The sequence below is a fragment of the Fluviispira multicolorata genome (assembly GCF_009208585.1).
Lineage (GTDB): Bacteria > Bdellovibrionota_B > Oligoflexia > Silvanigrellales > Silvanigrellaceae > Silvanigrella > Silvanigrella multicolorata.
Genome location: NZ_WFLN01000007.1, coordinates 33,187 through 57,418, shown reverse-complemented (window position 1 = coordinate 57,418; position 24,232 = coordinate 33,187). Strand labels below are relative to the sequence as shown.

21 protein-coding genes and 1 riboswitch are annotated in these 24,232 nt (G+C 35.7%); of the genes, 11 read left to right on the top strand and 10 right to left on the bottom strand.

The genetic code is table 11. From position 1 onward, the window contains the following. Nucleotides 1–849, bottom strand: coding sequence for a 3-deoxy-manno-octulosonate cytidylyltransferase (gene kdsB, locus GCL57_RS09230; RefSeq protein ID WP_152213069.1), 849 nt, complete (start codon nt 847–849; stop codon nt 1–3). Nucleotides 850–1,010: 161 nt separating this feature from the next. On the opposite strand from kdsB, the gene GCL57_RS09225 reads away from it, so the two are divergent. The 4 genes from GCL57_RS09225 to GCL57_RS09210 all read left to right on the top strand — a co-directional run bounded on the left by GCL57_RS09225 (nt 1,011) and on the right by GCL57_RS09210 (nt 5,803). Further along, entirely contained in the window at nt 1,011–2,324 is a 1,314-nt protein-coding gene (locus GCL57_RS09225; RefSeq protein WP_152213068.1) for a tetratricopeptide repeat protein, read from the top strand. Between the two features lie 32 nt (nt 2,325–2,356). After that, entirely contained in the window at nt 2,357–3,727 is a 1,371-nt protein-coding gene (gene rsmB / locus GCL57_RS09220) for a 16S rRNA (cytosine(967)-C(5))-methyltransferase RsmB (RefSeq protein WP_152213067.1), read from the top strand. Nucleotides 3,728–3,819: 92 nt separating this feature from the next. After that, complete coding sequence (locus GCL57_RS09215; protein ID WP_152213066.1) at nt 3,820–4,761, top strand: hypothetical protein; 942 nt, start codon at nt 3,820–3,822, stop codon at nt 4,759–4,761. Nucleotides 4,762–4,861: 100 nt separating this feature from the next. Continuing rightward, nucleotides 4,862–5,803 (top strand): phosphate acyltransferase, encoded by a 942-nt coding sequence (locus tag GCL57_RS09210; RefSeq protein ID WP_161597678.1) that lies wholly within the window; start codon nt 4,862–4,864, stop codon nt 5,801–5,803. A gap of 18 nt (nt 5,804–5,821) precedes the next feature. On the opposite strand, the gene GCL57_RS09205 is transcribed toward GCL57_RS09210, so the two are convergent. Next, nucleotides 5,822–7,066, bottom strand: coding sequence for an acetate/propionate family kinase (locus GCL57_RS09205; protein WP_152213064.1), 1,245 nt, complete (start codon nt 7,064–7,066; stop codon nt 5,822–5,824). A gap of 571 nt (nt 7,067–7,637) precedes the next feature. On the opposite strand from GCL57_RS09205, the gene GCL57_RS09200 reads away from it, so the two are divergent. Next, nucleotides 7,638–9,272 (top strand): peptidase, encoded by a 1,635-nt coding sequence (locus GCL57_RS09200; protein ID WP_152213063.1) that lies wholly within the window; start codon nt 7,638–7,640, stop codon nt 9,270–9,272. Nucleotides 9,273–9,276: 4 nt separating this feature from the next. Here GCL57_RS09200 and proC read toward each other — a convergent pair whose 3' ends face one another. After that, nucleotides 9,277–10,179: a pyrroline-5-carboxylate reductase gene (gene proC / locus GCL57_RS09195; RefSeq protein ID WP_152213062.1), complete on the bottom strand. Its 903-nt coding sequence runs from the start codon at nt 10,177–10,179 to the stop codon at nt 9,277–9,279. 206 nt (nt 10,180–10,385) lie between these two features. Here proC and GCL57_RS09190 point away from each other — a divergent pair, with 206 nt between their 5' ends. From GCL57_RS09190 to GCL57_RS09175, 4 genes are all read left to right on the top strand, one after another. Then, nucleotides 10,386–11,114 carry an SCO family protein gene (locus GCL57_RS09190; RefSeq protein WP_161597677.1) on the top strand — a complete coding sequence of 243 codons (729 nt, stop codon included), beginning with the start codon at nt 10,386–10,388 and terminating at the stop codon, nt 11,112–11,114. 173 nt (nt 11,115–11,287) lie between these two features. Further along, nucleotides 11,288–13,351: an elongation factor G gene (gene fusA, locus GCL57_RS09185; protein ID WP_152213060.1), complete on the top strand. Its 2,064-nt coding sequence runs from the start codon at nt 11,288–11,290 to the stop codon at nt 13,349–13,351. 121 nt (nt 13,352–13,472) lie between these two features. Continuing rightward, the gene (locus GCL57_RS09180) at nt 13,473–14,366 is read left to right on the top strand and encodes a hypothetical protein (protein ID WP_152213059.1); all 894 of its coding nucleotides are present in this window, start codon (nt 13,473–13,475) and stop codon (nt 14,364–14,366) included. 82 nt (nt 14,367–14,448) lie between these two features. Then, nucleotides 14,449–14,790 (top strand): c-type cytochrome, encoded by a 342-nt coding sequence (locus GCL57_RS09175; RefSeq protein WP_152213058.1) that lies wholly within the window; start codon nt 14,449–14,451, stop codon nt 14,788–14,790. A 6-nt stretch (nt 14,791–14,796) separates the two neighbouring features. On the opposite strand, the gene GCL57_RS09170 is transcribed toward GCL57_RS09175, so the two are convergent. The 4 genes from GCL57_RS09170 to GCL57_RS09155 all read right to left on the bottom strand — a co-directional run bounded on the left by GCL57_RS09170 (nt 14,797) and on the right by GCL57_RS09155 (nt 19,030). Continuing rightward, nucleotides 14,797–15,846 carry a substrate-binding domain-containing protein gene (locus GCL57_RS09170; protein ID WP_152213057.1) on the bottom strand — a complete coding sequence of 350 codons (1,050 nt, stop codon included), beginning with the start codon at nt 15,844–15,846 and terminating at the stop codon, nt 14,797–14,799. Nucleotides 15,847–15,968: 122 nt separating this feature from the next. Next, entirely contained in the window at nt 15,969–17,117 is a 1,149-nt protein-coding gene (gene metB / locus GCL57_RS09165) for a cystathionine gamma-synthase (RefSeq protein ID WP_152213056.1), read from the bottom strand. 33 nt (nt 17,118–17,150) lie between these two features. Beyond that, nucleotides 17,151–18,161, bottom strand: a complete 1,011-nt coding sequence (locus GCL57_RS09160) for an alpha/beta fold hydrolase (protein ID WP_152213055.1) — start codon at nt 18,159–18,161, stop codon at nt 17,151–17,153. 169 nt (nt 18,162–18,330) lie between these two features. After that, a riboswitch (SAM riboswitch) is annotated at nt 18,331–18,458 on the bottom strand. Nucleotides 18,459–18,562: 104 nt separating this feature from the next. Then, nucleotides 18,563–19,030, bottom strand: a complete 468-nt coding sequence (locus GCL57_RS09155) for a hypothetical protein (protein ID WP_152213054.1) — start codon at nt 19,028–19,030, stop codon at nt 18,563–18,565. A gap of 366 nt (nt 19,031–19,396) precedes the next feature. Here GCL57_RS09155 and GCL57_RS14795 point away from each other — a divergent pair, with 366 nt between their 5' ends. Both GCL57_RS14795 and GCL57_RS09150 read left to right on the top strand, forming a co-directional pair. Then, nucleotides 19,397–19,546, top strand: coding sequence for a hypothetical protein (locus GCL57_RS14795; protein ID WP_161597676.1), 150 nt, complete (start codon nt 19,397–19,399; stop codon nt 19,544–19,546). A 120-nt stretch (nt 19,547–19,666) separates the two neighbouring features. Further along, nucleotides 19,667–20,194: an AEC family transporter gene (locus GCL57_RS09150; protein WP_152213053.1), complete on the top strand. Its 528-nt coding sequence runs from the start codon at nt 19,667–19,669 to the stop codon at nt 20,192–20,194. A 79-nt stretch (nt 20,195–20,273) separates the two neighbouring features. On the opposite strand, the gene GCL57_RS09145 is transcribed toward GCL57_RS09150, so the two are convergent. From GCL57_RS09145 to ddaG, 3 genes are read right to left on the bottom strand one after another with little or no spacing between them, the layout of a single operon-like run. Continuing rightward, nucleotides 20,274–21,200 (bottom strand): DMT family transporter, encoded by a 927-nt coding sequence (locus tag GCL57_RS09145; protein WP_152213052.1) that lies wholly within the window; start codon nt 21,198–21,200, stop codon nt 20,274–20,276. Beyond that, nucleotides 21,201–23,036 carry an asparagine synthase (glutamine-hydrolyzing) gene (asnB, locus tag GCL57_RS09140; protein WP_152213051.1) on the bottom strand — a complete coding sequence of 612 codons (1,836 nt, stop codon included), beginning with the start codon at nt 23,034–23,036 and terminating at the stop codon, nt 21,201–21,203. It abuts the gene before it with no gap. Nucleotides 23,037–23,059: 23 nt separating this feature from the next. Continuing rightward, nucleotides 23,060–24,232 carry a fumarate--(S)-2,3-diaminopropanoate ligase gene (gene ddaG, locus GCL57_RS09135; RefSeq protein WP_152213050.1) on the bottom strand — a complete coding sequence of 391 codons (1,173 nt, stop codon included), beginning with the start codon at nt 24,230–24,232 and terminating at the stop codon, nt 23,060–23,062.

Below are 24,232 nucleotides of genomic sequence, written 5' to 3'. Positions count from 1 at the left end.
TCAATCAAGCTTTTGCGCAATTATTTGGGCTTTTTCAAGATCTTCAGGCGTATCAATGCCAAAAGGCTCATTTTGGGCTTCACTAACATAAATTTTCCACCCTGCTTCGAGTGCTCTCAACTGTTCTAAACTTTCTAAAAATTCTAGCTCCGAATTTAGTAAGTTTTCTACAAACTGACAAATTGTTTGAAAGCGAAAAGCATACACACCCACATGATGTAAAAAAGTAATTTCTTTTTTAATATCTTTTATATTCTCAAGCCAGCTGTTGCCAGAGGCACCCAATAACTCTTTAGGATATGGAATTGGAGAACGTGAAAAATAAAGTGCATTTTGATTTTTGTCACAAACAACTTTTACAACGGAGCTTTCAAAAAACATTTGAGTGTTCTTTCTTTTAAATGCGAGAGTTCCCATGGAAATTTCACTTTTGTGCAGCATTTGTATAATTAAATTTTCAACATCATCTATTGAAAAAAAAGGTTCATCACCTTGAATATTTAAAATAATATCTTGATTTGAAATAGGCTTTTCATTATGAATTTTTTTTAATGCTGAATAAACTCTTTCTGTCCCATTTTTTAAATTGCTATCTGTCAGGACAGCAATTGCATTTAATTTTTTTGCTTCTGATAAAATTTCTTCATGATCTGTTGCAACGACTAAATGAACATCTTTAATAAGATTATTTTGAGAAAGTCTATTTAAAAAGAGCTGAGCTTGCTGAATAACACGAGCAATCATACTATGCTTACCAATTTTAAGCAAAGGTTTTCCTGGGAGTCGAGTCGAAGCAAAACGAGCAGGTATAACGATATAAACAGAATTTTTATTATTTGAATTTAACATTTTTTAGACCTTTTTTTTTAAGAGATTTTAACAAAACCTCAGTTGAGAACTATATCATTTCAACTTAAAATTTCCAGATGCAGATTTAATATTGCATTGCGTATGACGACAATGTAAAAATCCTATGCTAGGCTCCCATGGGTGCAAAAAGGAGAATGAAAGTGCCACGACAAATTGCCACAATAAGCACCGAAGGGATGCCTCTGTGGGACACATTTGAGGTCAGTTTTTTTTTAGGTGCAGGTCTCTCTGTAGGTATTGTTTTGGGAATACTCTTTCCTTCGCTGTGGAGAACCTTTAGAAGACGTTTTCGTAAAAGCTCTCAATATGCTCCAAATAATGAAAAGTTAGAACAAAAATTAGATGTCAAATTAAAAATAATTCTTGACACATTGAGCCCAGTTAACATTCCAGTAATTGAAAATAATTTTAATAATATTAAAGAAAAATCAAATGAAAAAACAAATTTGGCACTGGATTTCGTTATTGCACGCAATTCATTTCAAATTGGCAATGCACGGAAATCAATTCAAATATATATTGATATTTTAACAAATGAAAATGTTTCAAAAATCGAAACCAATCGAGCTCTCTTTGAGCTTTCACAAGTTTATTCATCAATTGGCTTATTTATGCGTGCCTTCGATACAGCAATTGAACTTTTTTATAGAAAACCAAAACAAACTGAAATTCTTACCCATATTTTAGAAATTTGTTCACAAGGCTACTTTCCAGATAAACTTAATACGGCATTAAGTATTTATAAAGGTTCTCCAGATGACCAGCTGCGTATTTCAATTGCGCATGCACTTTGTAAAATTGGCGAAATTCATTTTGACAAAAAGAATGCGACTCAAGCCCAAGAATGGGCTCGCACTGCTGTTGGCTGGATAAGAACATCTGGCAGAGCTCTCATTCTTTTATGGCAGGCAACCAGTCAAGAGTTATGGCAACGGATTGAAAACGATCCAAAATTGATGTGGACAGCACTTGCAACCGACCTCGATGCACTTGTCCATATTTTCAAAACAACGAAAACATCTCCAGCTGCAGCAGCACCTTTTCTTGCAAAAATACTCACTCAAATGGGGAATCAACAGGGGATCATCGAAAACTATGCTATAATTCAGAATGAGTTTTTACGTGCTCTCAAACGAGAAAAATTTGATGAAAATATTCAAAAAAGCCTTTGGGCATCTATCTTTCATGCAACTCTTTTGATACAGGAATCACCTGAGCTGAAAAAAAGCAAGTTTTTATGCGATGTCATTGCTATACTTGTGGAAGACCATAATTGCTTTAAGTTTATTATAAATCAAAGCAAAGCTGCACAAATTGGCTATACTTCTCACCAATGTGAAAATTGTAATGCTTTTTTTCCTTCGTTTGTCTGGAAATGCACAAAATGTGCCACAGAAGAAACACTCAAACCCATTATTTACCCTGATCTAACTCAATGTAAGACAGGGATATAACAACAAAAGTTCATTCATTTTGGAGCACAAATATGTCCACACGCTCTGGCACGCTGACACGAGCAATTGCCATTGATGCACTGACTCATGTTCTAACACGCAACATCCACACCGATGTGGCACTGGAAAAACTCTTTGCAAATCAACCAAACTTGCGTCCGTTAGACAAAGCATTTATTTATGAAATGGTTTTTGGCTCTTTAAGATGGCTTGCAAAAATGGATTGGATTATGTCTCATATGTTAGACAGACCCTTTTCAAGCCTTGATCCACGTGTGGCCAATGCTCTGAGAGTTGGAACTTATCAAATATATTATATGGATAGAGTCCCAGAGCGTGCTGCAGTTTCTGAAACAGTCGAAGCTATAAAACAGGTTGGAGTACCTAACGCTGCTTCACTCGTCAATGCTATTTTACGAAGAGTCGCTCGAAAATCGGAGTATTTTCCAAAACCAGATAAAGTAACACAAGCTGTTGAATACTATTCCATGCACCATTCATTTCCAAATTGGATGGTAGAACGCTGGTATAACCAGCTTTCTTTAACACGATTTGAGCATTTACTATCCAATAGCAACCGTATTCCAAAAAATACTTTAAAACTTGTTAAAAGAAATCCATTACCAGATGGTGAACAAGATCTTGCAACGTATTTGCTTAAAACACAATCTATTGAAAGCGCATGGCGCCCTCTCAATGGATCTTTACGTTTAGAAACTTTGCCAAAATTCGATAACTGCGAAGCTTTCAAAAATGGTTGTTACATTGTACAGGACGAAGCCGCTCAACTTGCTGCAAGTTTAGCGGATATTACCCCTACAGATACATGTCTTGATGCATGCGCCGCACCAGGTGGTAAAGCAATCTATCTATGGGACAACGGTCTTGAACCAAGCAATTTAACAGTCTGTGATTTTGCCCAAAAGCGTTTAAAACTTCTTCGTGAAAATTTTGAACGGGTAAAATTAAATGATGCAAATATCTTACATGGCGATGTTGTTGAACAAGTAAAAGGAAAAAAATTCACTAAAATATTGCTCGATGCCCCTTGCTCTGCAATGGGAGTTATCCGCAGACATCCTGAAATTAAATGGCTCCGTTCACCAAACGATATACAAAACTGTGCAGCTGAACAGGCACGCCTTTTAAATTCATTATCTGAAAATGTAACCGTCAATGGTGAAATTATTTATATTGTTTGTAGCTTTGAAGTTGAAGAAACAACCGAGCAAATTAATAATTTCTTAAATAACCATCCAGAATTTGAAAAAATCAACCCCTTAGATAGAGTTCACGATTTTTATAAAAAATACATCACCAGAGAAAATGAATTACTCATTTTCTCTGGCAATCCTGATGACATCGACGGATTTTTTGCCGTAATCCTTAAAAAGAATAAGTGAAATTTTCTCTTCATATTTTTGACATCTAACTCATTAAGAATTTTTAAAATATTATCGAAACTAAGAGCGATGTCAAATATGAGGAGTTTCTTTTGAAGAATTTTAAAATATTTCTTGCAATTAAAGATGAGAATATAAAACAATCTCTCCAAGAGATGATTTCAAAAGATTTTAAACTTGTAACAACTCCACAAGAATGCGATGTTTTTTTATCAGATGATCATTCTACAAAGTCTGAAAAAGCAGTCAATATTCTCGTAGTAAATGTAACTCGAATTCCTGATTTTAAAGGTGTAAATAATTTAGATGGATTTCATCATTATATCATTTTTAATGAAAATGATTTTCTTGAAGAACGTGTTCGTAAAGCTCTTATACGACAATACAGTATTAAAATAAAAAAAGAAAATGAAGAAATTACGGGTGTGAGATCAATTATTACATTAGACCCCGTTGTTCATTCAAGTGGAATAAAGCTTCCTATTATTAGAAATTTTATTGTTAAAAGCTCTAAAGAAAGATTAAAATTTGCAGAAGAATTAGAAAAATTTTTTGATGAAATAGAACCAGTAACTGGCTCAAAAAACCCGACACTCTCACAATATGCTGTCGAAATACAAGAAGAACTCCTCATGAACGCAATCTGGGATGCGAATCCTAAACATGCCATGAAACCGAGAACCACTCCAATAGACCTCGAGCCGGGAGAAGAAGTACACTTAGAATGGGCATTCAATGGAAAAGAACTCGCAATTTCTGTGAAAGATATTTTTGGCAGACTTAATCCTGAAATAATGGATAAATATGTAAATTTTATTTTTAAAACTGGGCAAACAGGAACACATTTACTCAGCAACCAACAGGTCAGTGCGGGCCTCGGTATGTTTATGATCATTCAAAGAGCAAATTTATTATCCGTTTTTATTTCTCAGGGAAAGCTCACTGACGTAGGTGTCGTCATTCGCCTATTAGAAAAGCGTCGCACAAAAAGTCAATCCGCTAAAGCAATAGATATTATTCAAGTTGATGAGTGATATCCCATTTCAAAAAAATTTGATAATAAATATTATTTCAAATTAAATTTTTTATGAAAGTTTAATTTAATATTCCTTTTAATTTTACAGGAGAATTGTAGTGTTATTTAATACTTTAAACGAATCGGCTAAAGAGAATCTTTTTTCACGTGCCAAGAATAAAAAGATATCCCTTCCAGAAGGCGATGATGAAAGAGTTATTAAGGCTTCTGAAATTTTAAAAAAGGAATTAAATATTCAATGTATTTTAGGAAACATAGAAGAAGCTAAAAAAAATAAAAATTACACTTTGCAAGCTATGCAGAGTATTGCAGAGAAAAAGGGAAAAGCTTTATCTCAATCAGTGGAAGTAATGTCCATCGACACAACTTTTGAAGGTGGAGCCATGCTTGCCCGCGGTGAAGTCGATGCAGTAGTATCAGGCTGTTTAAACTCCACAGCACATGTTATACGTGCAGCTTTAAATACAGTGGGATTGAAATCAAATACAAAAGTAATAACAAGTGCATTCCTCTTAGCACTACCTAAGCCGACTCAAGGTGGAGAAAGTCTCGTTTTATATTCTGACTGCGGAGTCATTCCACAACCCTCAAGCGCTGATCTTGCAGACATTGCTTTTCTTTCTCAAGAAGCCTTTTCAAATTGGGCGGGCAAAACACCTCAAGTCTCATTTCTAAGCTTTTCTACCACAGGCAGCGCAGAACATTCTGATGTTCAAAAAATCAGAGATGCTTTTAAATTATTTAGCGAAAAGCATCCACAAATTCTTGCTGAAGGTGAGGTTCAATTTGATACAGCGGTTGTTCCTGAGATAGCAAAACGAAAAAATCCGAATGGAAAAGTGCAAGGCAGAACAAATGTTTTTATTTTCCCTGATTTAGACTCAGGCAATATTGGCTATAAAATCACTCAGCGCATAGGTGGCGCAGATGCTTGGGGTCCCATTTTACTTGGATCTGCTAAACCATTTTCAGATTTATCCCGTGGAGCATCTGCAGAAGATATTGCACATGCAGCTATTTTAACTTTAGCTCTCAGTTAAACTTTTAATTAAAATAAATTAAGTCGAAGGAACCTTTGCAACACAACGGAAAGTATCACGTGCAATCATCAATTCTTCATTGGTTGGAATGACCCATGCTTTAAGTTTGCTTGAAGGAGTTGAAATTTCTCCTTCAGCACCAAAACATTTTTGTTTATTTAATGCATCATCAATTTCAAGCCCAAGGAATTTCATATTTTCACAGATTCTTTTACGGATTTCTGCAGAGTTTTCACCAATTCCGCCAGTAAATAAGATAGCATCTGCGCCTCCCATTTCAGTTAAATAAGCGCCAATATAATGCTTAATTCTCATGGTAAACATATTTATTGCAAGCGTCGCTCTTCTGTCATGATGTTCTTTTTCTTCATCGAGCAATTCGCGCATGTCATTGGTTAAGCCAGAAACTCCAAGTAATCCAGAAGCCTTATTTAATAAAATATCGATATCAGATAAAGTAACACCTTCTTTATGAGCTAAAAAATCCATAATTGAAGCATCAATATCGCCCGCCCTTGTTCCCATTACAAGCCCAGCAAGAGGGGTAAATCCCATGGATGTATCAAATGATTTACCATCCTTAATTGCACAAGCAGAACAACCATTACCTAAATGAACCACAATAATATTTAATTTATCTCTCTCTAAATTTACAAGTTTGCGATAGCGATAACTCACATAGCGATGAGACATTCCATGAAACCCATATTTACGAATTCGATAGCGTCGATAATATTGGTAAGGCAATGCATATAAATAATTTACCTCAGGAATAGTCGAATGAAACGCCGTGTCAAAAACAACCACGTGAGGAACCTTTTCCCCAAATAAAGAAAGAGTAGCTTGTATGCCTTTTAAATTTGCTGGATTATGCAGAGGTGCCAAATCAATACACTCTTCTATTTCCTTTAAAACACTTTTATCAACAAGAACGGAATTGCTAAATTTTTCCCCGCCATGCACCACACGATGTCCAACAGCCTTGATATCCGCAATTGAAGATATACCTTCAATATTTAATGTTCCTGAGGTGATTTTTCGAAAAATATAATCAAGAGCCGCTGAGTGATCACGAATAGCAATTGCTTCTTTTATCTCAATACCATTTGTTACAGAAATTTTTGCGACGGACTGTGTGCCAATACGATCGATAAGGCCTTTAACTTTAACTTTGTCTTGTGAGACATCAATAAGAGCCTGATCTGTTTCTATAATTTGGAACTTTAGGGATGAACTCCCACTATTAATTACAAGAATATTCATTAAATAAACCTCCCTGCACGACATATGCAGTTATCTTAGGAACCAGTCCTATTCTTAAAACGCCTTAAAGATCAACCCAGCTGAAATTTGATTATGCCTATTATTTGGAAAAAGGAAATTGATATATACAGAAAATTATGAAGTTCGATTTTGATTTGCTTCATAATTAAAAATTTTAATCCGCTCAAATTTCTTTAGAGTTCTAGTAAAGTTAAAATAAACCTCACAAACGAATCTACATCCAATAATAATGCTCTGTATTTTATGACTCAGCAAATCAGGGATAAATTTGTTAAAAACCAATATTTAATAAAATAATAATTTTTTTGAGTGACAATATAATTATAAAAAAACTTTATTCTTCTAAAACCCTAAAAAAAGTGTGTTTTAAATTTTTATAGAAAACCATTTAAATTTAATTTCATTTATTCCCTATTTTTCATTTATTTGACAGGCATTTTGAGTTCAGATAAGTTGAACAATGAAATACCGGTATTTCAAAATATGTTATAAATTTTTTATGATCACTAAAAAATAACTAGTTAAAAAATTATAGATACTAGAGGTAAATATGTTATCTAAAAACAAATTATATTTAATTCCCATCTCATTTTTTGCAACTCTGAGTTTAAATTCATACGCAAATGATGAAGAAAAAGTTAAAAACTTTATTAAAGAATTTCGTGAGAGTCCGCATACTGTTCTAGATAGAATTCCTGAAAAGCAAGTGATATCAAAGCATGCTTTAACATCAAATCCTTTTTCACCTGATGATATAAATTCTAAAGATTTTATTGAGAAGAAAGATCAGCTTCGCGGTGACATCATGAAGAAGAAACTTGAAAATAGCAATGAGTTTAGGGTTGTTCCATTTTCTGACTACTTAGCTCAAGAAAATCCCCGTGATTTAGTGGATTTTCCACAAAATTTTGTAGATAATATTCAAGTTATTGATCAAAAAAACATTGCCAATGCGAGACTCTCTTTCACTCCTTGGTCAGACAGTTATTGGCCACTTAGCCGTGGCTCAGTCACCTTCCGCTATGCAGATCCAAATGCTCCTAAATCCGATAAATTTAGCGACTATGATAAATATGTTCTTCAACAAAGACCAGCAAATAATTTAATCGCAGAAAATAAAATCGACTTGCTTTCCCCTGCAGAAAAGTACGATTTATTAATGAATGACAAAAACTTCTCACTTACAAATTCTGTATTAAGTGGCATTCGAGGGAGAAACCCAGAAGGCTGGGAAGGAATCTGTCATGGTTGGGCTCCTGCTTCATATATGTATTATCGTCCTACGCGAAGCATCACTGTGCAAAATAATGAAGGTAAAAAAATCACTTTTAGACCCTCAGATATCAAAGCTTTAAATTCTTTACTTTGGGCTAATTTAAATTATAACACGAAATTTTCAGGACAAAGATGTAACGATAAGGATCCACCTAAAGATGCGAATGGAAGAATAGTCAGTCAAAATTGTTTTGATTCTAACCCAGCAGCATTTCACCTTGCACTGGTCAATCAGATAGGAATTAACAAACGCAGTTTTGTTTTTGATGCATCTTATGACTACACAGTTTGGAATCAACCTATTCTCGGCTACAGCTATGTTTATTACAATGTTTTAACTGGCAATGTTTATAAAAATGCATCCGAAGCAATGATAAATAAAAATAATTATAATACAGATCCTTTTTCTCAATACCGTTCAAACAATGTAAAAAATATTGTCGGAGTTAAAGCAACAATTGATTACATGGTTGAGACCCAACCATCAACATCGAATCAAGACGATTCAAGTCGAGATGGTATTTCTAGGGTTGAATACTATTACGATCTAGAAATACGAAACGATGGCGTAATTACAGGCGGTGAATGGTATCAAAATGCTCATCCTGACTTTTTGTGGACTCCTGTAGCAGGTACTGAAGTTTCTTCATATACAGTGCCAAATTCAGCAAACAACAACAATGCTGAATATAAATATCATAACTTTTGGTGGAATGATAATCCACGTTCTCCTTTAAGAGAATGGTTACCTTATTCAGTGAGAGCAGCACAGACTAAACAAGTTCCATTAGAAAATGTTGTTCACAATTTAAATGCGTGGTCTGCATATCCCGTTAAAAATAATGTGACACCAGAATTATGCACTCAACAACCTTGCGTGCCTAATGTCTATACTTGGTACCGTAATTAATCTCTCATTCTTTGAATGTGTCAGAATTCGATTTAATGATTTTTCTTTCAACCAACTGAGCAAGTGATGCACTTTTTTCAGTCGCGGTCACAACAGCAGAAATGAGCATGGGTCTTAACCCGTGCTTTTCTAATTCATGAATTGCACTGATAGTTGTCCCACCTGGAGTTGTCACCTGATCTCGCAATACAGCGGGATGCAAACGTGTTTCTTGAACGAGCTTTGCTGCACCAAGCACTGTTTGTGTAGCAAGTTCAAGTGAAAGTTGACGTGAAAGCCCCATTTTCACGCCCCCATCTGAAAGAGCTTCAATTATCATATAAATATAAGCAGGACCGCTTCCACTGAGTCCTGTCACAGCATCGAGTTGATCTTCATTCACAACCCAAGTTTTACCGACAGAATCGAAAATATGTTTTGCGCGATCTAAATAATTGTTAGAAGTTCTTTTACTTGCACATAAAGCACTTGCAGAACAATCTACTGTTGATGCTATATTTGGCATACAACGAATGACCGGACAGTCATTTGAAAAGTATTTATGAATAAGCTCTGTTGGAACCCCTGCTAAAATTGAAATCACAAGTGGATGTGACTCTCCTCCTAATAAAATAGGTTTCCAACGCTCCACTGCTTCAAGAAAATTTTGCGGTTTAACACAAAAAATAACCGAATCCTTTTCAGAAAGACGCAGATTACTTTTAACATTTTTAAGATCATTATAACTCAAATAAGTCAATTTATTAAAGTCGATGTCTCTAGGATAATCTTCATTTGGATTTAACTCGAATCGATCGCATACATAAATTTCGATATTTTGATTCCTACATTGCAACCCTCGCACAAGGGCTTTACCCATATTTCCAAAACCAATCACAACAATTTTTCCAGAAAGGCAATTTAACACAGAAAGTATCCCCCATAAGTAACAAATTCCTACATATGATACTCTCTGAGCCAAGAGGGAGCAACACTTTACTGCAGTTGAAAAAGAGAGCTTAGCTTGAATTTCTTTTATAGTTATATATATTGACACGATTTCAAAGGCATTTCGCCCTTGCTAAATAGAAAATTTACTTGAAAAAGTAAAATTAAATAGTGAGAATAATGAATATGTATTTTAAAAAATTAAAAACTGCAGCTATTTATTTAGCTCTTATTTCATTCTGCACTGAATTTAAATCTTTTGCTATTAATATTTCACCCTCCACATTAGTTCAACAAGAAGAAAGCACTTTAAATATTTTCGAAAAATTAAATACAAAACTTAATATGAATTTGACCTTTATAAATCAAAATGGGAAAAAAGAGACTTTAAAAGAAATATTAAATGATAATAAAATTCTTATTTTAACTTTAAATTATTTCAGTTGCACAACCATGTGCACTTTTCAATTCATGAATTTATCTAAATCATTGAATAAGATGAATTGGCCAATCGGTAAAGGTTTTAAAATTGCAACTATCAGTTTTGATCCTAAGGACACAGTAAATAATGCAAAGTTATTACAAAAAACATGGGTACCCAAAACAGGTCAAGATAATGCACAATGGAATTTTTATGTGAGTGATAAGAAAAATATAGAATCGATAACTCAACAATTAAATTTTTACTATGCACCAGATGCAGAAGGAGAAACTTATTCGCATGCGGGAGCTCTTTATTTTATAAAACCAGATGGTACATTTTATAGATATCTTTATGGAATTGTATATGAGCCAGAAGACATAAAACATGCTCTTATAGAGTCTTCAAATGGGACTCTAGGTACATTTTTTGAAAAACTTCCTTTAAAATTCAAAAAATACCAACCAAACTTTGGAAAATATACAAAGAATTAAATTATTGTTATTCTTAATCCGTTGAGAAAACTTTGCTTCAATGCCAAAACTGCCGTTTTTAACAGTTATTGATTTTTAGAGATAAATTGTATACCTAGTCCTTTGCAAGATTATTGAAATATCGTTCAATAATCTAGATTTTTTGTCCAGAAATCATTTTGAAAGAAAACATTATGTCGCAAGATCTCAGCAAATATCGCAATATTGGTATTATGGCTCACATAGATGCAGGGAAAACAACCACCTCTGAGCGCATTCTTTACTATACGGGGCGCAGTCATAAACTTGGAGAAGTTCATGAGGGAACAGCCACGATGGATTGGATGGTGCAAGAACAAGAGCGTGGAATTACGATCACCTCTGCAGCTACAACGACATTTTGGAAAGATCACCGAATCAATCTCATCGATACCCCTGGACATGTGGACTTTACAGTTGAAGTGGAACGATCTTTGCGAGTCCTCGACGGAGCAGTTGCCGTATTCGATGGAGCCAATGGTGTCGAACCTCAATCTGAAACCGTTTGGCGACAAGCAGACAGGTACCATGTACCACGCATCGCATTTTTAAATAAAATGGATAAAGTAGGCGCAGATCAAGACATGTGCATCAATTCAATGCGAGAAAAACTCAATGCCAATGTGGCCTTTGCCCAATTGCCTATTGGAAAAGAAGGAGCCTTTTCTGGCGTGGTTGATCTCGTCGAAATGCGTGCCTTTGTATGGGAAAGCGACGACAAAGATGCGGCTCCAATTATAAAAAAAATACCTAAAGAATTAATTGATGATTCTCAAATATATCAACAAGAACTCATAGAAAATTTAGCGGACTTTGATGACACTCTTGCCGAAGCAGTTTTATCTGATAGTAAACCTAGTGTTGAACAAATCAAAAAGGCTTTACGCAACGCTGTTATCAATATGAAAATTGTTCCTATCTTCGTTGGCTCATCTTTTAGAAACAAAGGAATTCAACCTCTCCTCGACGCTGTGGTTGACTACCTTCCTTCTCCACTTGATCTCCCTCCAGTGGACGGAATTGAAGTTGAAGGTGTCGTCAAAGCGAGTAAACGAGCACCAAGTGATGAAGAACCTTTTTCTGGTATTGTTTTTAAAATTATGACGGATCCCTTTGTCGGTGCATTATTTTTTATGCGCATTTACTCAGGATCAATAAAAACAGGCGATGCCATGCTTAACACTCTTAAAAATAAAAAAGAAAGAGTGACTAAAATTCTTCGTATGCATGCAAATGATCGAGAAGAATTGCAAACAGCATCTGCCGGTGAAATAGTTGCTGTAGTTGGTCTTAAGTTTGCCACAACAGGCGATACACTGTGTGATCCTCATGCAGCAATTGCCTATGAATCCATGAAGTTTCCTGATCCTGTTATTTCTCTCGCAATTGAACCTAAAAGCAGTGGGGATCTCGACAAATTAAACCAAAGCCTCAATCGTTTAGCCCAAGAAGATCCTTCACTGCGTGTCTCAACCAGCGAAGAAACGGGGCAAGTGCTGATTTCAGGAATGGGTGAATTGCATTTACAAATCATTGCGGATCGTTTGTTAAGAGAGTTTAAAGTAAATGCAAACGTTGGTAATCCTCAAGTTTCTTATAGGGAATGTATTTCCATTGCAGCTATTGGCAGTGATACTTTTTCAAGAACATTACAAAATAAAACTTATACTGCCAAAGTTTCTGTGGAAGTTGAACCAAACAGTGAAAAAACAAATGTTGAAATTCATGTTCCTGCAAAAGCACAAGTACCTGCAAATATTGTTGCTGCGATTAAAGAATCATTGCAAGGAGCAGTGGGCAGTGGTTCGCTTTGTGGATACCCTCTTGTAAATTTAAAGGTAAAAGTAACAGATTACTCTTATGACCCACAATCTATTGATGAAGTTGTCTATAAAGTTGCGGCTAGCAATGCACTTCGTACGGCTCTCAATTCTGCTAAACCTGTTATGATGGAACCTATTATGCAAGTAGAAATAGTTGTACCGCCTGATTTTAGCGGAACAATTGTTTCAGATGTAAATAGCAGACGTGGACATATTTCTGGACTTGACTCCCGCGGTCATTTACAAGTTGTGCATGCCAACATTCCACTTTCTGAACTTTTTGGTTATGAAACAGACATCCGTTCTCTCTCGCAAGGTAGAGCAAGCAGTTCAATGCAATTTGCTCGCTATGAAACACTTCCAAAAAACCTGCAAGATAAAATTTTAGGAAATTAAAAAAAGAGGAGTTAAATACTTCTCTTTTTTTTGATTTTCGCCATTCTTTTGAACTTAAATAATATTCATTTATTAAAAATCTCGCCGAAAAAAGTAAAACCTTTAAGTAAAGAATAAATATATGAAATTTATTTTAAGTTTAATTTTATTAATATTCAATTTTTTCACATTTTATAATTCATGTAATGCTCAACAAAGTAACTTTAATATTCTTCCTTCTCCAATTCCTTTTCCATCTTTTGTACCAGATCAATACAGCGGAAAAATTGATGGTAGTTTTATTAATATAACAGCAGATCAAGTTGCATTGAGTGGAGGTCTTGCAGATTTAAAAGGACGTTATGCAATTAATGAATATTTTGGATTTGATGGAGAAGTTGGAATGGGAGGATTGCAAGGGACAATGCCCGGAATTGCTCCACTCTCTCTCACTCCTGGATATTTTTATCGAATCGATGGTACAGGTCAAACTTCCATGTTTATGTTTAGAATGAGCATTAATTTTGAAATTCAACTTTTCCATACAAATAATTTCAGTCTGATTGTATTTGGTGGACCAACCTTCCTCATTAATAACACTACGATTTCTACTCCATACAGCATTATTGTTTCACCGGGTTTTTCAAATGCTGGACGAGTTTTTACAGGATTTACTAATAAACTTTCCGTTTATTCTAGTATGTCTGGTGGACAATATGGAGCTCAAATAGATTTATATTCCCCTGAAATTGGAATAAGAATAAGTCCTTTTTTTCTTGTAAGCTCCTTCTCAGGCACAGCAACAATTACAGATGAACCAGGCAATACGGGAGCATCAACTACTACATTGAGTGCTCAAATTCCAAATTCAACCTCATCTGTTTTTGGTTTCGATATTTATATTGGGAAATATTCAATTGGTTCTGCTTTACAACAGCTAAGATCCCAGCAACAAACAAATGGTAACACCAATATATTTATGATTACGCTTGGATATGCATTTTCAAACGATGATGAACAAAACAAGACAAAATAGTTATCATTGACACTTGTCCGTTAATTTAATAAAAAGAATAGATACTTTAAAAGTATGCAAGCACTTTTATAAGGAAATAGTTATGAATGCTTTATTTAAAAATTTTTGCAAAATAACATTTATATTTTTTTCGTTTCAAGTATATGCTAAAGACATAAAAAATGACTCTTTAGTCACACAAGGGAAAAAAATATATGTTGATAATTGTGTTATGTGTCATGGTGAAAAAGGGGATGGCAATGGTCCTGTCGGTAAAAATTTAATTCCAAAACCAAAACATTTAAAAGCATATAATGCAAAGCAAATTATTAAAATTTTAAATGATGGAAAAGTTGATATGATGTCTCATCTTAAAAGTGGATTAACCGAAAACCAAAAGGAAGCCGTTTCTCAATATGCTGAAAAAACTTTTTCGAGTAAATAAATTTTTTTATTTTTTATTCCATATTTTTAAATAAGCATCTTTATAATGTGTATTTACCTCTAATGCCTCAAGACCTACAATTTTCTTCAGAGATTCCGTCGAAAATAATATTGGTGTGGACACATATCCACTTGGTTTTTCACCTGAAAAAGCTCTATTCATTTCATCTATAATTTGCCATCCTTGAGCATTTAAAGGCTCACCGACTGTTGCAATTTGTTGTGATTCTCCAGATTTAATTCTTTTGAAAGCTTTTAAACCGCCATCACCAGCAGCAACATTAATAATATCTTTCCTATTTATGCTTTTTAAAGGACTATCCATCTTAATATAATAATAATCATTAATTGCTAATGAGTGAGTCCACTCAGCACCATACTTTGCATTCAAACGTGGTACAGCATCTGGCACTAGAATATCTGCTTTTGAAAGTGGAATGTCTTCAACTGATAATAATTTACATTTTTCACATTTTATTAAAATATCTTTCATTTGTTCTGTCTTAGCATTTGCAATGGCAAAGCGACTGTCATTGAAAATAATCACACCAATTTTTTCTTTGCCGCTATTAATAATATAATCTGTTGCCATTTTAGCCACAATAATTGGGTCAGTTGAAATATTTACAAATAAATCATAATATGCACCAGGATTTTCAGAAGCGTGCCAACCCACAACTGGAATCTTTGCTTTTCTTGCTAGAGCTAAAACTTCACGATAATCATCAGGCTGAAAACCTCCCAATACAATTCCATCCGGGCGCGATTCGAGAGTGTCTATTAAACCTTTTCTCAATCTTTCCGGATTTCCTTCGCCATCAAAAGTTCGAATTTTCCAACCAATCTCTTCTGCTGCATTTTCTGCAGCCTTATACACACCTAAAACACCCCCGTTTTTAAAATCAGACGCAACAAAAACAATATACTTTGACTTCATTGCTTTTGGTCCATCTGTAGGGCCTTTCCATTCTTCAGCTTGCAAGTTTAGAGGATAAAAGAAAAATAACAAAAAAATAAATAAAAACCGAAAAGGTAACATATTTGAATTTTTATACATTTTAATCCTCCCATTATCCCTTAAGCAATAAAAAAAGAAATATTTATAATTGGTATGAAATCATTTTTGATTATCTTATTTTTTTTATTGAAAGTCTATTTATGAATGAAGTTCTGCTAAATTTAGATTTGTGCTAAAGCATTTTTGATATCACATAATAAATCTTCTTTTTCTTCGATACCGATAGACAACCGCAAAAGACCATCTTGTATTCCTGCTGTTTTTCTTGCCTCTTCAGTCATTGAAGCATGCGTCATAGTCGCTGGATGCGCAACTAAACTTTCTATACCACCTAAAGATTCTGCCAAGGAAAAGCATTTTAGATTCGCTACAAAATTTTTAACTGCACAAATCCCTCCAGACAATTCAAAACTCAACATTGCCCCAAATCCCTTTTGTTGATTTTTTGCAATATGATGTCCTTCATGAGTGGAAAGTCCTGGATAAAATACATTTTTAACTTTCTTTTGCTCACTCAAAAACTCTGCGACTTTAAAAGCACTCTCCTGCTGCCTTTTAATACGCACTTCTAAGGTTCTAAGTCCCCGTAAAGTAAGCCAACTATCAAAGGGAGCTCCTGTTAGTCCGGACGCATTTGCCCACCAACTTAATGATTCAAAATCTTTATTAGAATTTGCAATAACACACCCACCCACAACATCACTGTGTCCATTTAAATATTTAGTTGTAGAATGAAGAACAAAGTCAGCTCCTAATTTCAATGGACTTTGTAATATAGGAGAAAGAAAAGTATTATCTACAATCACTTGGGCGCTAACCTGATGTGCCAACTCACATACTTTTTCTATATCAACAATTCTTAACAAAGGATTGCTTGGAGTTTCAATCCATACTTGTTTAGGCTTGAGCTCAAGCACTTTTTTTAATTCTTCCAAATTATTTTGATTCACAAAAATAACTTTTATTTGTTCCTTTTGTGAGAGGGCATTTAAAAGTCGCCATGTTCCTCCATAACAATCATGTGGAGCGACAACAAGATCCCCTTGCCGTAAAAGCTGCAGCAATAAAGTAACAGAAGATAACCCCGATGAAGTAACAACTGCACCCTTGCCCCCTTCCAATTGACTCAAGGTTTCTGCAAGTAAGTTTCTTGTTGGATTACCACTCCTTGTGTAGTCATATTCTCTTTTTTTTCCAATTTCTTCAAAAGCATAATTTGCCGATAAATAGAGGGGAGGAATAACCGAACCATGTTGTAAGTCGGATTCAATTCCTGAGCGAACACAATTTGTAATGAGTTGAGAAGACATTTTGATTTCCTTTAAAATAATTACACCCATATATTAAACAATTTTATTTAAAATATTCGTTAACTTTTCTGTTTCATTTAGATATGAATCGTGCCCATAAATTGAATCAAATTCATAGACAACTGTTGGAGAAATTATTTCTTTAGCAAACTGATTGATTTGACTCAAGGGAGTGATTTGATCGGACTTGCAACAAATGAGACTTATTTTTTTAGAACAAATTTTACTTGGAGTGACCTTATGCCCATTAATTGACTTAGAAAGATTTAAAAATCGTTCTGATGAAAATGTAGAGACAAAATCATCTCCTTTCTTTTTAAGATAACTGACAACAGATTTTTCATGGCAATTAAAGCGAGAGTTAATTTCTTCGCTGCTTCTGTACGTAATTATTCCAAGTTGTCTTGCTGTTGCTAAAGCTTCTTTTTCTTTGTCGGTTCCTTTATTAAGTTCCACAATTTTCTGCTGAATTAAGCGTAATGCATAACTTTGTGGAACACTTTCATGCGCAGCTCCCAGTGCAATTATATGATCCACTTTATTAGGATTTAACTCTGCAAATGCGAGAGCTACCATGCCCCCATAAGAATATCCTATAAATGCATGTAAATTTTTTATTTCTAAATGCTGTAATAAGAAAGATAGAGCAGCAGCTTGATCATGGGTTGAAACATTATTGAAAGAAAGATAATCACAACTTATTAAACAATATTGGTTAAGATCTATACATTTATCATATCCAACAATATTATCCCACCAACCTTTTATTTGATTCTTGGCGGTGGTAATAATATGTTTTGTTGATGAAATGCCGCCTTGAACAATGACTATGGGCGCATTTAAATTACCTGAAATTTCATACTCTAAAAACAAATCACTTTGACTAAAAATTTGGGATAAAGATATTGTACCACAACCTCTTTTAAACAATTTATTTTCAAATATAGTCTCATTATTTTTATTATAATAAATATGATTTTTTATATCTTTAAGGGCATGCACACGGGGAAATACAGAAATATCTTGAATTGAATTAAGTACCATAAGTGTTACTCCAAAAAAAATTTTAAATTGGTATTAAAAAATACCCGATAATTCTGCATATTTTGCAGTATTATTTTTATAAAATTGGAGAACCCAGATGAATTACCAAAGAAGAGAGGATCAAAAGGTTTGGCATACGCCTATGTCGACATAGCAGCGTACCCAATCGATCTCATCTACCGGCAAGCCACACAAAGGGCATCCGAAGGAATTGGCACCGTTCCCTAATCACTAAAAAGTTTTAAGGAGGTTGCCCCGGCGTCGTAGGGCCTGTCCCTCTGCCGGTCTTGATGAGTCAAGATGTTTTTGAGTATAGGAAAAAAATTCAAAAATTCAAATAGAATTTTTGAATTTTTTTGGCACTCATACTTTTAAGTTACATTTCCCATAACCAAGAGAAATCATCCTATAGATAATCCAGCCATGGGATCTATATTAATCTTCTTTGGTTTATAAGAAACTCTTTGAATGCCTGGAAAGATATAAAATATATGATTTTCATTCATAATGACTATTTGATGTAAATCATTTAATGAGTTTGCTACTTGTGTGTCATAATGAGCTGGACAGGCATTTACGACAACATTAATAAATTTATTACTTATTAAAAATAGAGGAGCATTTACGCTCGTATTTAAATGCTCTTTTTCAGTGGGAGTTAAAAGTTCTTTACCACGTGCATACTCATATGATCCAAGTGTCCTAGTAGCCCAATGCCAAATCGAGCTATCTTGTTTGTTAATACAGATTATATATTTTTTTTCTGTAAATATTTTGTCTCTAAAATCATCGAAAAATATAGTTACTGACCAGGCTTTAATCTGTAAACAAAGCATAAAAAACAAAAATGTTAACTTAAAAATTTTCATAAATCCCTCACTTTTCGTTATTAAATTCAGAAACGACTCGCCATTAGAAATAAATTTATTTAATTTTTCCGCTGAAATTTATTAAAAAAAGCTTTGGCATTAAATAAACCAAGCCTAAGTATCGATAAGTTATATTATAAAATATATTAGTCAATATTGCAAGAATATCATAACAATACAAAAAATTATAAAATAATAAATTTAATTTAGTTTTTTGATACTATCAACAATATAATTATATTTTTTCGTAAATTATTAAAATAAAATTTTTTCATCCAATAAAAGCTCTTTTTGTAAGAAGTGATCCACGGTAAGATTTTTATGAGATCCATATTTTTTTTGACGTGAAGCTATGAGGGTTTTCATATGTTGAATGTTCTTTCTGCTACTTCAATACTCTTTAACTCTATTTTTGTTGGATTTCTTTTTGGTAGATTCAAAGTTTTTACTGCTGAAGACTCATCCACTCTTATTCGTTACGTTTATATATGGCAATTCCTTCGGCCTTATTCTTAAGTTGCTATAAAGCAGAATTTTCTTTATTTAATATCCTATGTATTAGCCACTGTCTCTGTCATTATAATTTATTACTTTATATGTAAATACTTATTAAAAAAAGATATTACAACCTTAATAATGAATGCAATGCCTGTCACTCAAGTTGATGGAGCTTATTATAGTATTCCTCTTATCACACTTCTGTTTGGATCAGCTGCAAGCATTTTTCCACTTATGGCAATTCAAAATATTATATTTTTCACTTTTATCATATTTTTGATTGAAATATTTCGCAAAGATAAAAATACAAAAAAACAAAATTATTTAATGTTTATACTTAATAAAATAAAAGGAGTTCTATTTAAAAATCCAATTATATTCGCATCCATTGCCGGTTTTATATTTGCCCTACCTCATATTCCATTAGCAGATAAAATCATCCAGATTTTACATTTTTTCGGAGCATCTTCGTCGCCCGTTGCGCTCTTTTCATTGGGATTATCAATTTCAACAAGTATTATGACTGTTTGGATAATGAAAGAAGTACAAAGGTTATGCTTTGTACTTCTTTCATTGAAATCGACGAAAGCTACCTTAAATAAAATAGAGCATCATCTTAAACTTAGCAAAAGGCAGTACAAATTTAATAGTCATTTGCCTATTTGAGAGCAATTTAGCTTCCTCGTTGGAAAATCGCGTTAAAAATAGGCTTTCTGAAAAATCTCTTTCAGCTCCTATGTTACCTTTAAATATTTGCGACAGAGCTCGCTTGTCTAGCCTCATAAGTAATTGATACTATTGACATAATAACAATGATCATTATTATCAGAAACAGTGGCAAACTGAATGGCGTATGGTTATTGAACAACTGAATCACAAACACCGCCAGCGGCGAAAGCGCCAAGACAGTAGAAACCGCCAGCGGCGTTGTCAGTTCAATCCCCTTCTGTAGAAAATAGATTGAAGCGCTCACACCAACCAATGCAATTAAAAGAATGGCGTAAAGAATACTGCTGTTAACAACCACGTTGTGTTGCAGCGACAATATTCCTAGACACAATGAGATTAACAACGGGAAACGCAGCGACAATAGTGCCGATGCTGGTATTTTACTAACGGCGAAACGCTTGGAAATCACTACCGTGGCAGTGATACTAATGCTGCACAGGACGGCAATAACGATTCCCATAATCATCTCATTGCGACTATAGAGGGTATAAGCATTGCGGAACATCACGGTATACATGCACATAGCTATCGCTATTATGAAGATCACCAGGTGGCAGTAGCGCGTAACCTTACTAACAGCTTTACCAGTCAATAACATGTAAAGCGTCATACTAACTGGCCCCAATCCCTGTGTCAGCGTAACGGCAACGGATGGTTCAAGGTACTTAACTGCCAGAAAATAAAACAACCAATTGAACATCGACACTATATTCAGTGCTATCAGCAAGTGCCATTGTGAAAATAGAGCCACGTAAGCATCTCGTTGGCGGAATAACCCAATGGTGGCAAATACAATGGTCACAACTAGAAAACTCAGGCCGACGACTAAAAAAATATTTACGCCAAACAACCAAATGTTCAACATCACGCTCTGTGTCGAGGCAATGAAAATATACAGTAACGTACAAAATACACCTGAAAGGTATTTATTTTGATCCATCATTCACAACTCCTGATTGTCAACAAACTGCTGGTGCCATTTCTCCAACATGTACATCGTCCACAGCGTGTAGCTGTGGCTACCATCGAATTCCCTGATGAACTGACGCATTCTATTAGGATTAAAATAACCACGCGACAAAGCCTGTTCGCTGGTCAAAGTTTCCGAAATACGCTTTTTCATTGACAATACCATCCACTTTTCCAACGGCACCGCCAATTCCTGTTTTTTGCGATTAATTATGTAGTCGGGAAGGTAACGCTTCGCTAAGCAGTGCAGCAGGTATTTTTCCTTGCCAGCATGAAATTTGAGCCGCGCAGGTAGACGGCTGCCTAAACCTACCACCAGCTTGTCCAAGAAAGGTGCACGCACCTCAAGCGAGTTGGCCATCGAGGCAATGTCTATCTTGACCAGTTGTGCCTCTTGCATCCAATGATTGAAATCATACTGCATGGCGGCAGAAAGGGGATCGGCGTGCAAAGCGAGTTCATCTTTGTACCGACTGACCTGCACAACTCTGTTTTCTCCAGCCAATTGTAATGTCATCTGCTTGCTGTAAAGAAGCTGACGCAGTTGACTTCCAGCGCCATCGGTAAGTAGAGCCTGATAAAAATCGGGAAACGAATCCACTTGCCATGTTTTATTGAACAGGTCTACTTTGCGCGGCAGTCTGTTTTCGAACGGCAAATGAGGGAAATTAGCCACCAGCGAGTATCGAGCATAGCCGCCGAAAAGCTCATCGGCACCATCACCACCCAGCACTACTGTCACGTGCTTGCGTGCCAGATGATACATAAAATAACTGGCCATCGAAGAGGGGAAAGCAAAAGGTTCCCCGAAGTTACCAACTAACGAATGCGCCACATCGAATGCTTCATGTTGTGTAATAATGTGGTCATGGTGGTCAGTACCAAGATCTTTTGCCAGACGCTGAGAGTAGTCTAGCTCGTTGAAGGCAGACTCATTGAAACCCACGGCGAAAGTTTTAAGTTTTCTATGCCCCTGCTGCTTACAAGCCATTGCGGTAATTAAGCTAGAATCTAATCCTCCGCTGAGCATGGTGCCTATTGGTACTTCAGCCGTCATTCGTTTGCTAATCGCTTGATTCAGGCACTCGTCTATCTCATCAACCCACTGCTCCAGCGGTTTGTCTTCCTCAACAGGTTGGTAGTCAACACTCCAATAGTGATGCTTGCTTTTCTTACCATGCTTGAAACTAACGCCACCACCAGCTGGCACTTTACTGACACCTTGGAAAATGCATCGATCACTTGGCACTACCCGAAAACGCAAATAATAATCGAGTGCTACGGGATCAATACGGCGTGAAATTGTCGGATTCTTCAGCAGTGAGTTCAGCTCAGATGAGAAGCTGACAGTATCGTTGTGGAAAGCATAAAACAGAGGTTTTTTACCGACTGGATCGCGCGCCAGATAAAGCGTTTCATTGATGCGATCGAAAATAGCCAAGGCAAACATACCATCCAACTGCTGATAAAAACTTTCGCCATCGCGCTGATACAAATTAACAATCACTTCCGCGTCAGAATCAGTGTCAAACAGAAATCCCTGCGCCATTAACTCATTACGCAAAGAGCGATAGTTATAGATCTCACCGTTAAATACCAACACATAGCGTCCATCATTGCTGAAACAGGGTTGTGCACCGTTATCTAGCGCAATGATTTTTAGACGTCGCATGCCGATGCTGACATGCCCCTGATGATAGGTGCCATCTTGATCGGGACCACGGTGCTTCAGAACGTTTAACATCGACGCTAACAACTGAGGCTGCGTCGGTTGATGATTAAAATTAATGACTCCTGCAATGCCACACATAAGTTATCCTCAATCCCAGCTTCTTAATAACGGCGTTTGCTGATGTTGCTGGTAATTTGCTTTTCATCAACACATTGAATGCGAATATCCCCGACTAGCCCTGAAGCAATCATCTGGGCGATGTCTGGGTTGTGAGATAACAGGTCATGCTTGATGGCTTTAATAATCTGCGGCGTAATCGACGATGTCGCAATACGAATTACCAAACCGCAATTATGATCATCGAGATCAAATCGGTGATAAGGCATGTTCTTTGCCATTGCGTCAGTGATATCGCTGAGGCTAATTTTTTCACCGTGCTTAAACTCGCTGGCAAAGCGTCCCAGACAACGTTTATAGGTGTAAACAGTTTGACCATGATGGGTCTCTTGTCTAAATCCCTCAATCAGATCGTTGGTCACGAAACGAATTGCAGGGAAGTATTCCCGAGCAAACGAGGTGATTAGCAGAATTCCTCCCTCGCCGCGGTAGTTAGCATCGGGATAAATGCTTTGCACCGGGAGCACTTCTGGCAACAGATAGGGATCAAACTGGTAACGTCCCAGCGCGTGGTTATAAAAAGCTATTGAGCCGATTTCTATGCTACCGAACAGATCTAGTACATGCTGTGACTTGATGTGGAAATAATCCGCTACCTTGCTTTGCCAGGCTAGGCTAGCCACATCTCCCAAGACAATGATTTTCTTTGGTTGAAAATCAAGTTTACCCGTCGCTATCAAGCAGTCCAAAATCATCGGCATGGTTAAGAAAATATCAGGCTTGAATCGATTGAGAACCTCAATATGTTCCTCAATCGGCCAGGTGAAATCGATCAGTTCTACGTTACACCCCATCTCCTTAAAAATTTCATCGGCAGTAGCGGCCGCATGGCCTGTACCAAGATCGGCACAGGCACGGACTAGACCTTCACCACAAAAGTCCTTGATTATATTCATACGTTGTTGCAGATATATTCGCTCATCATTATCGGAATAAAGAATGCACTTTCGCTTGCCTGATGTGGTACCAGAGGTTAGATAGCTATGGTAAGGATCGGAAAACCGATGTTCAGCATGATAATAATATTGTGTTAGCAGATCCTCCGTCACCAGTGGCAGATCCTCCAAACGGCGACCGTCCACCTTATTTTCCCTAAGCAATTGTGCATACCAAGGAAAAGTATCTCCTATTTGCTTTATCAATTGTTCCAGATTCAT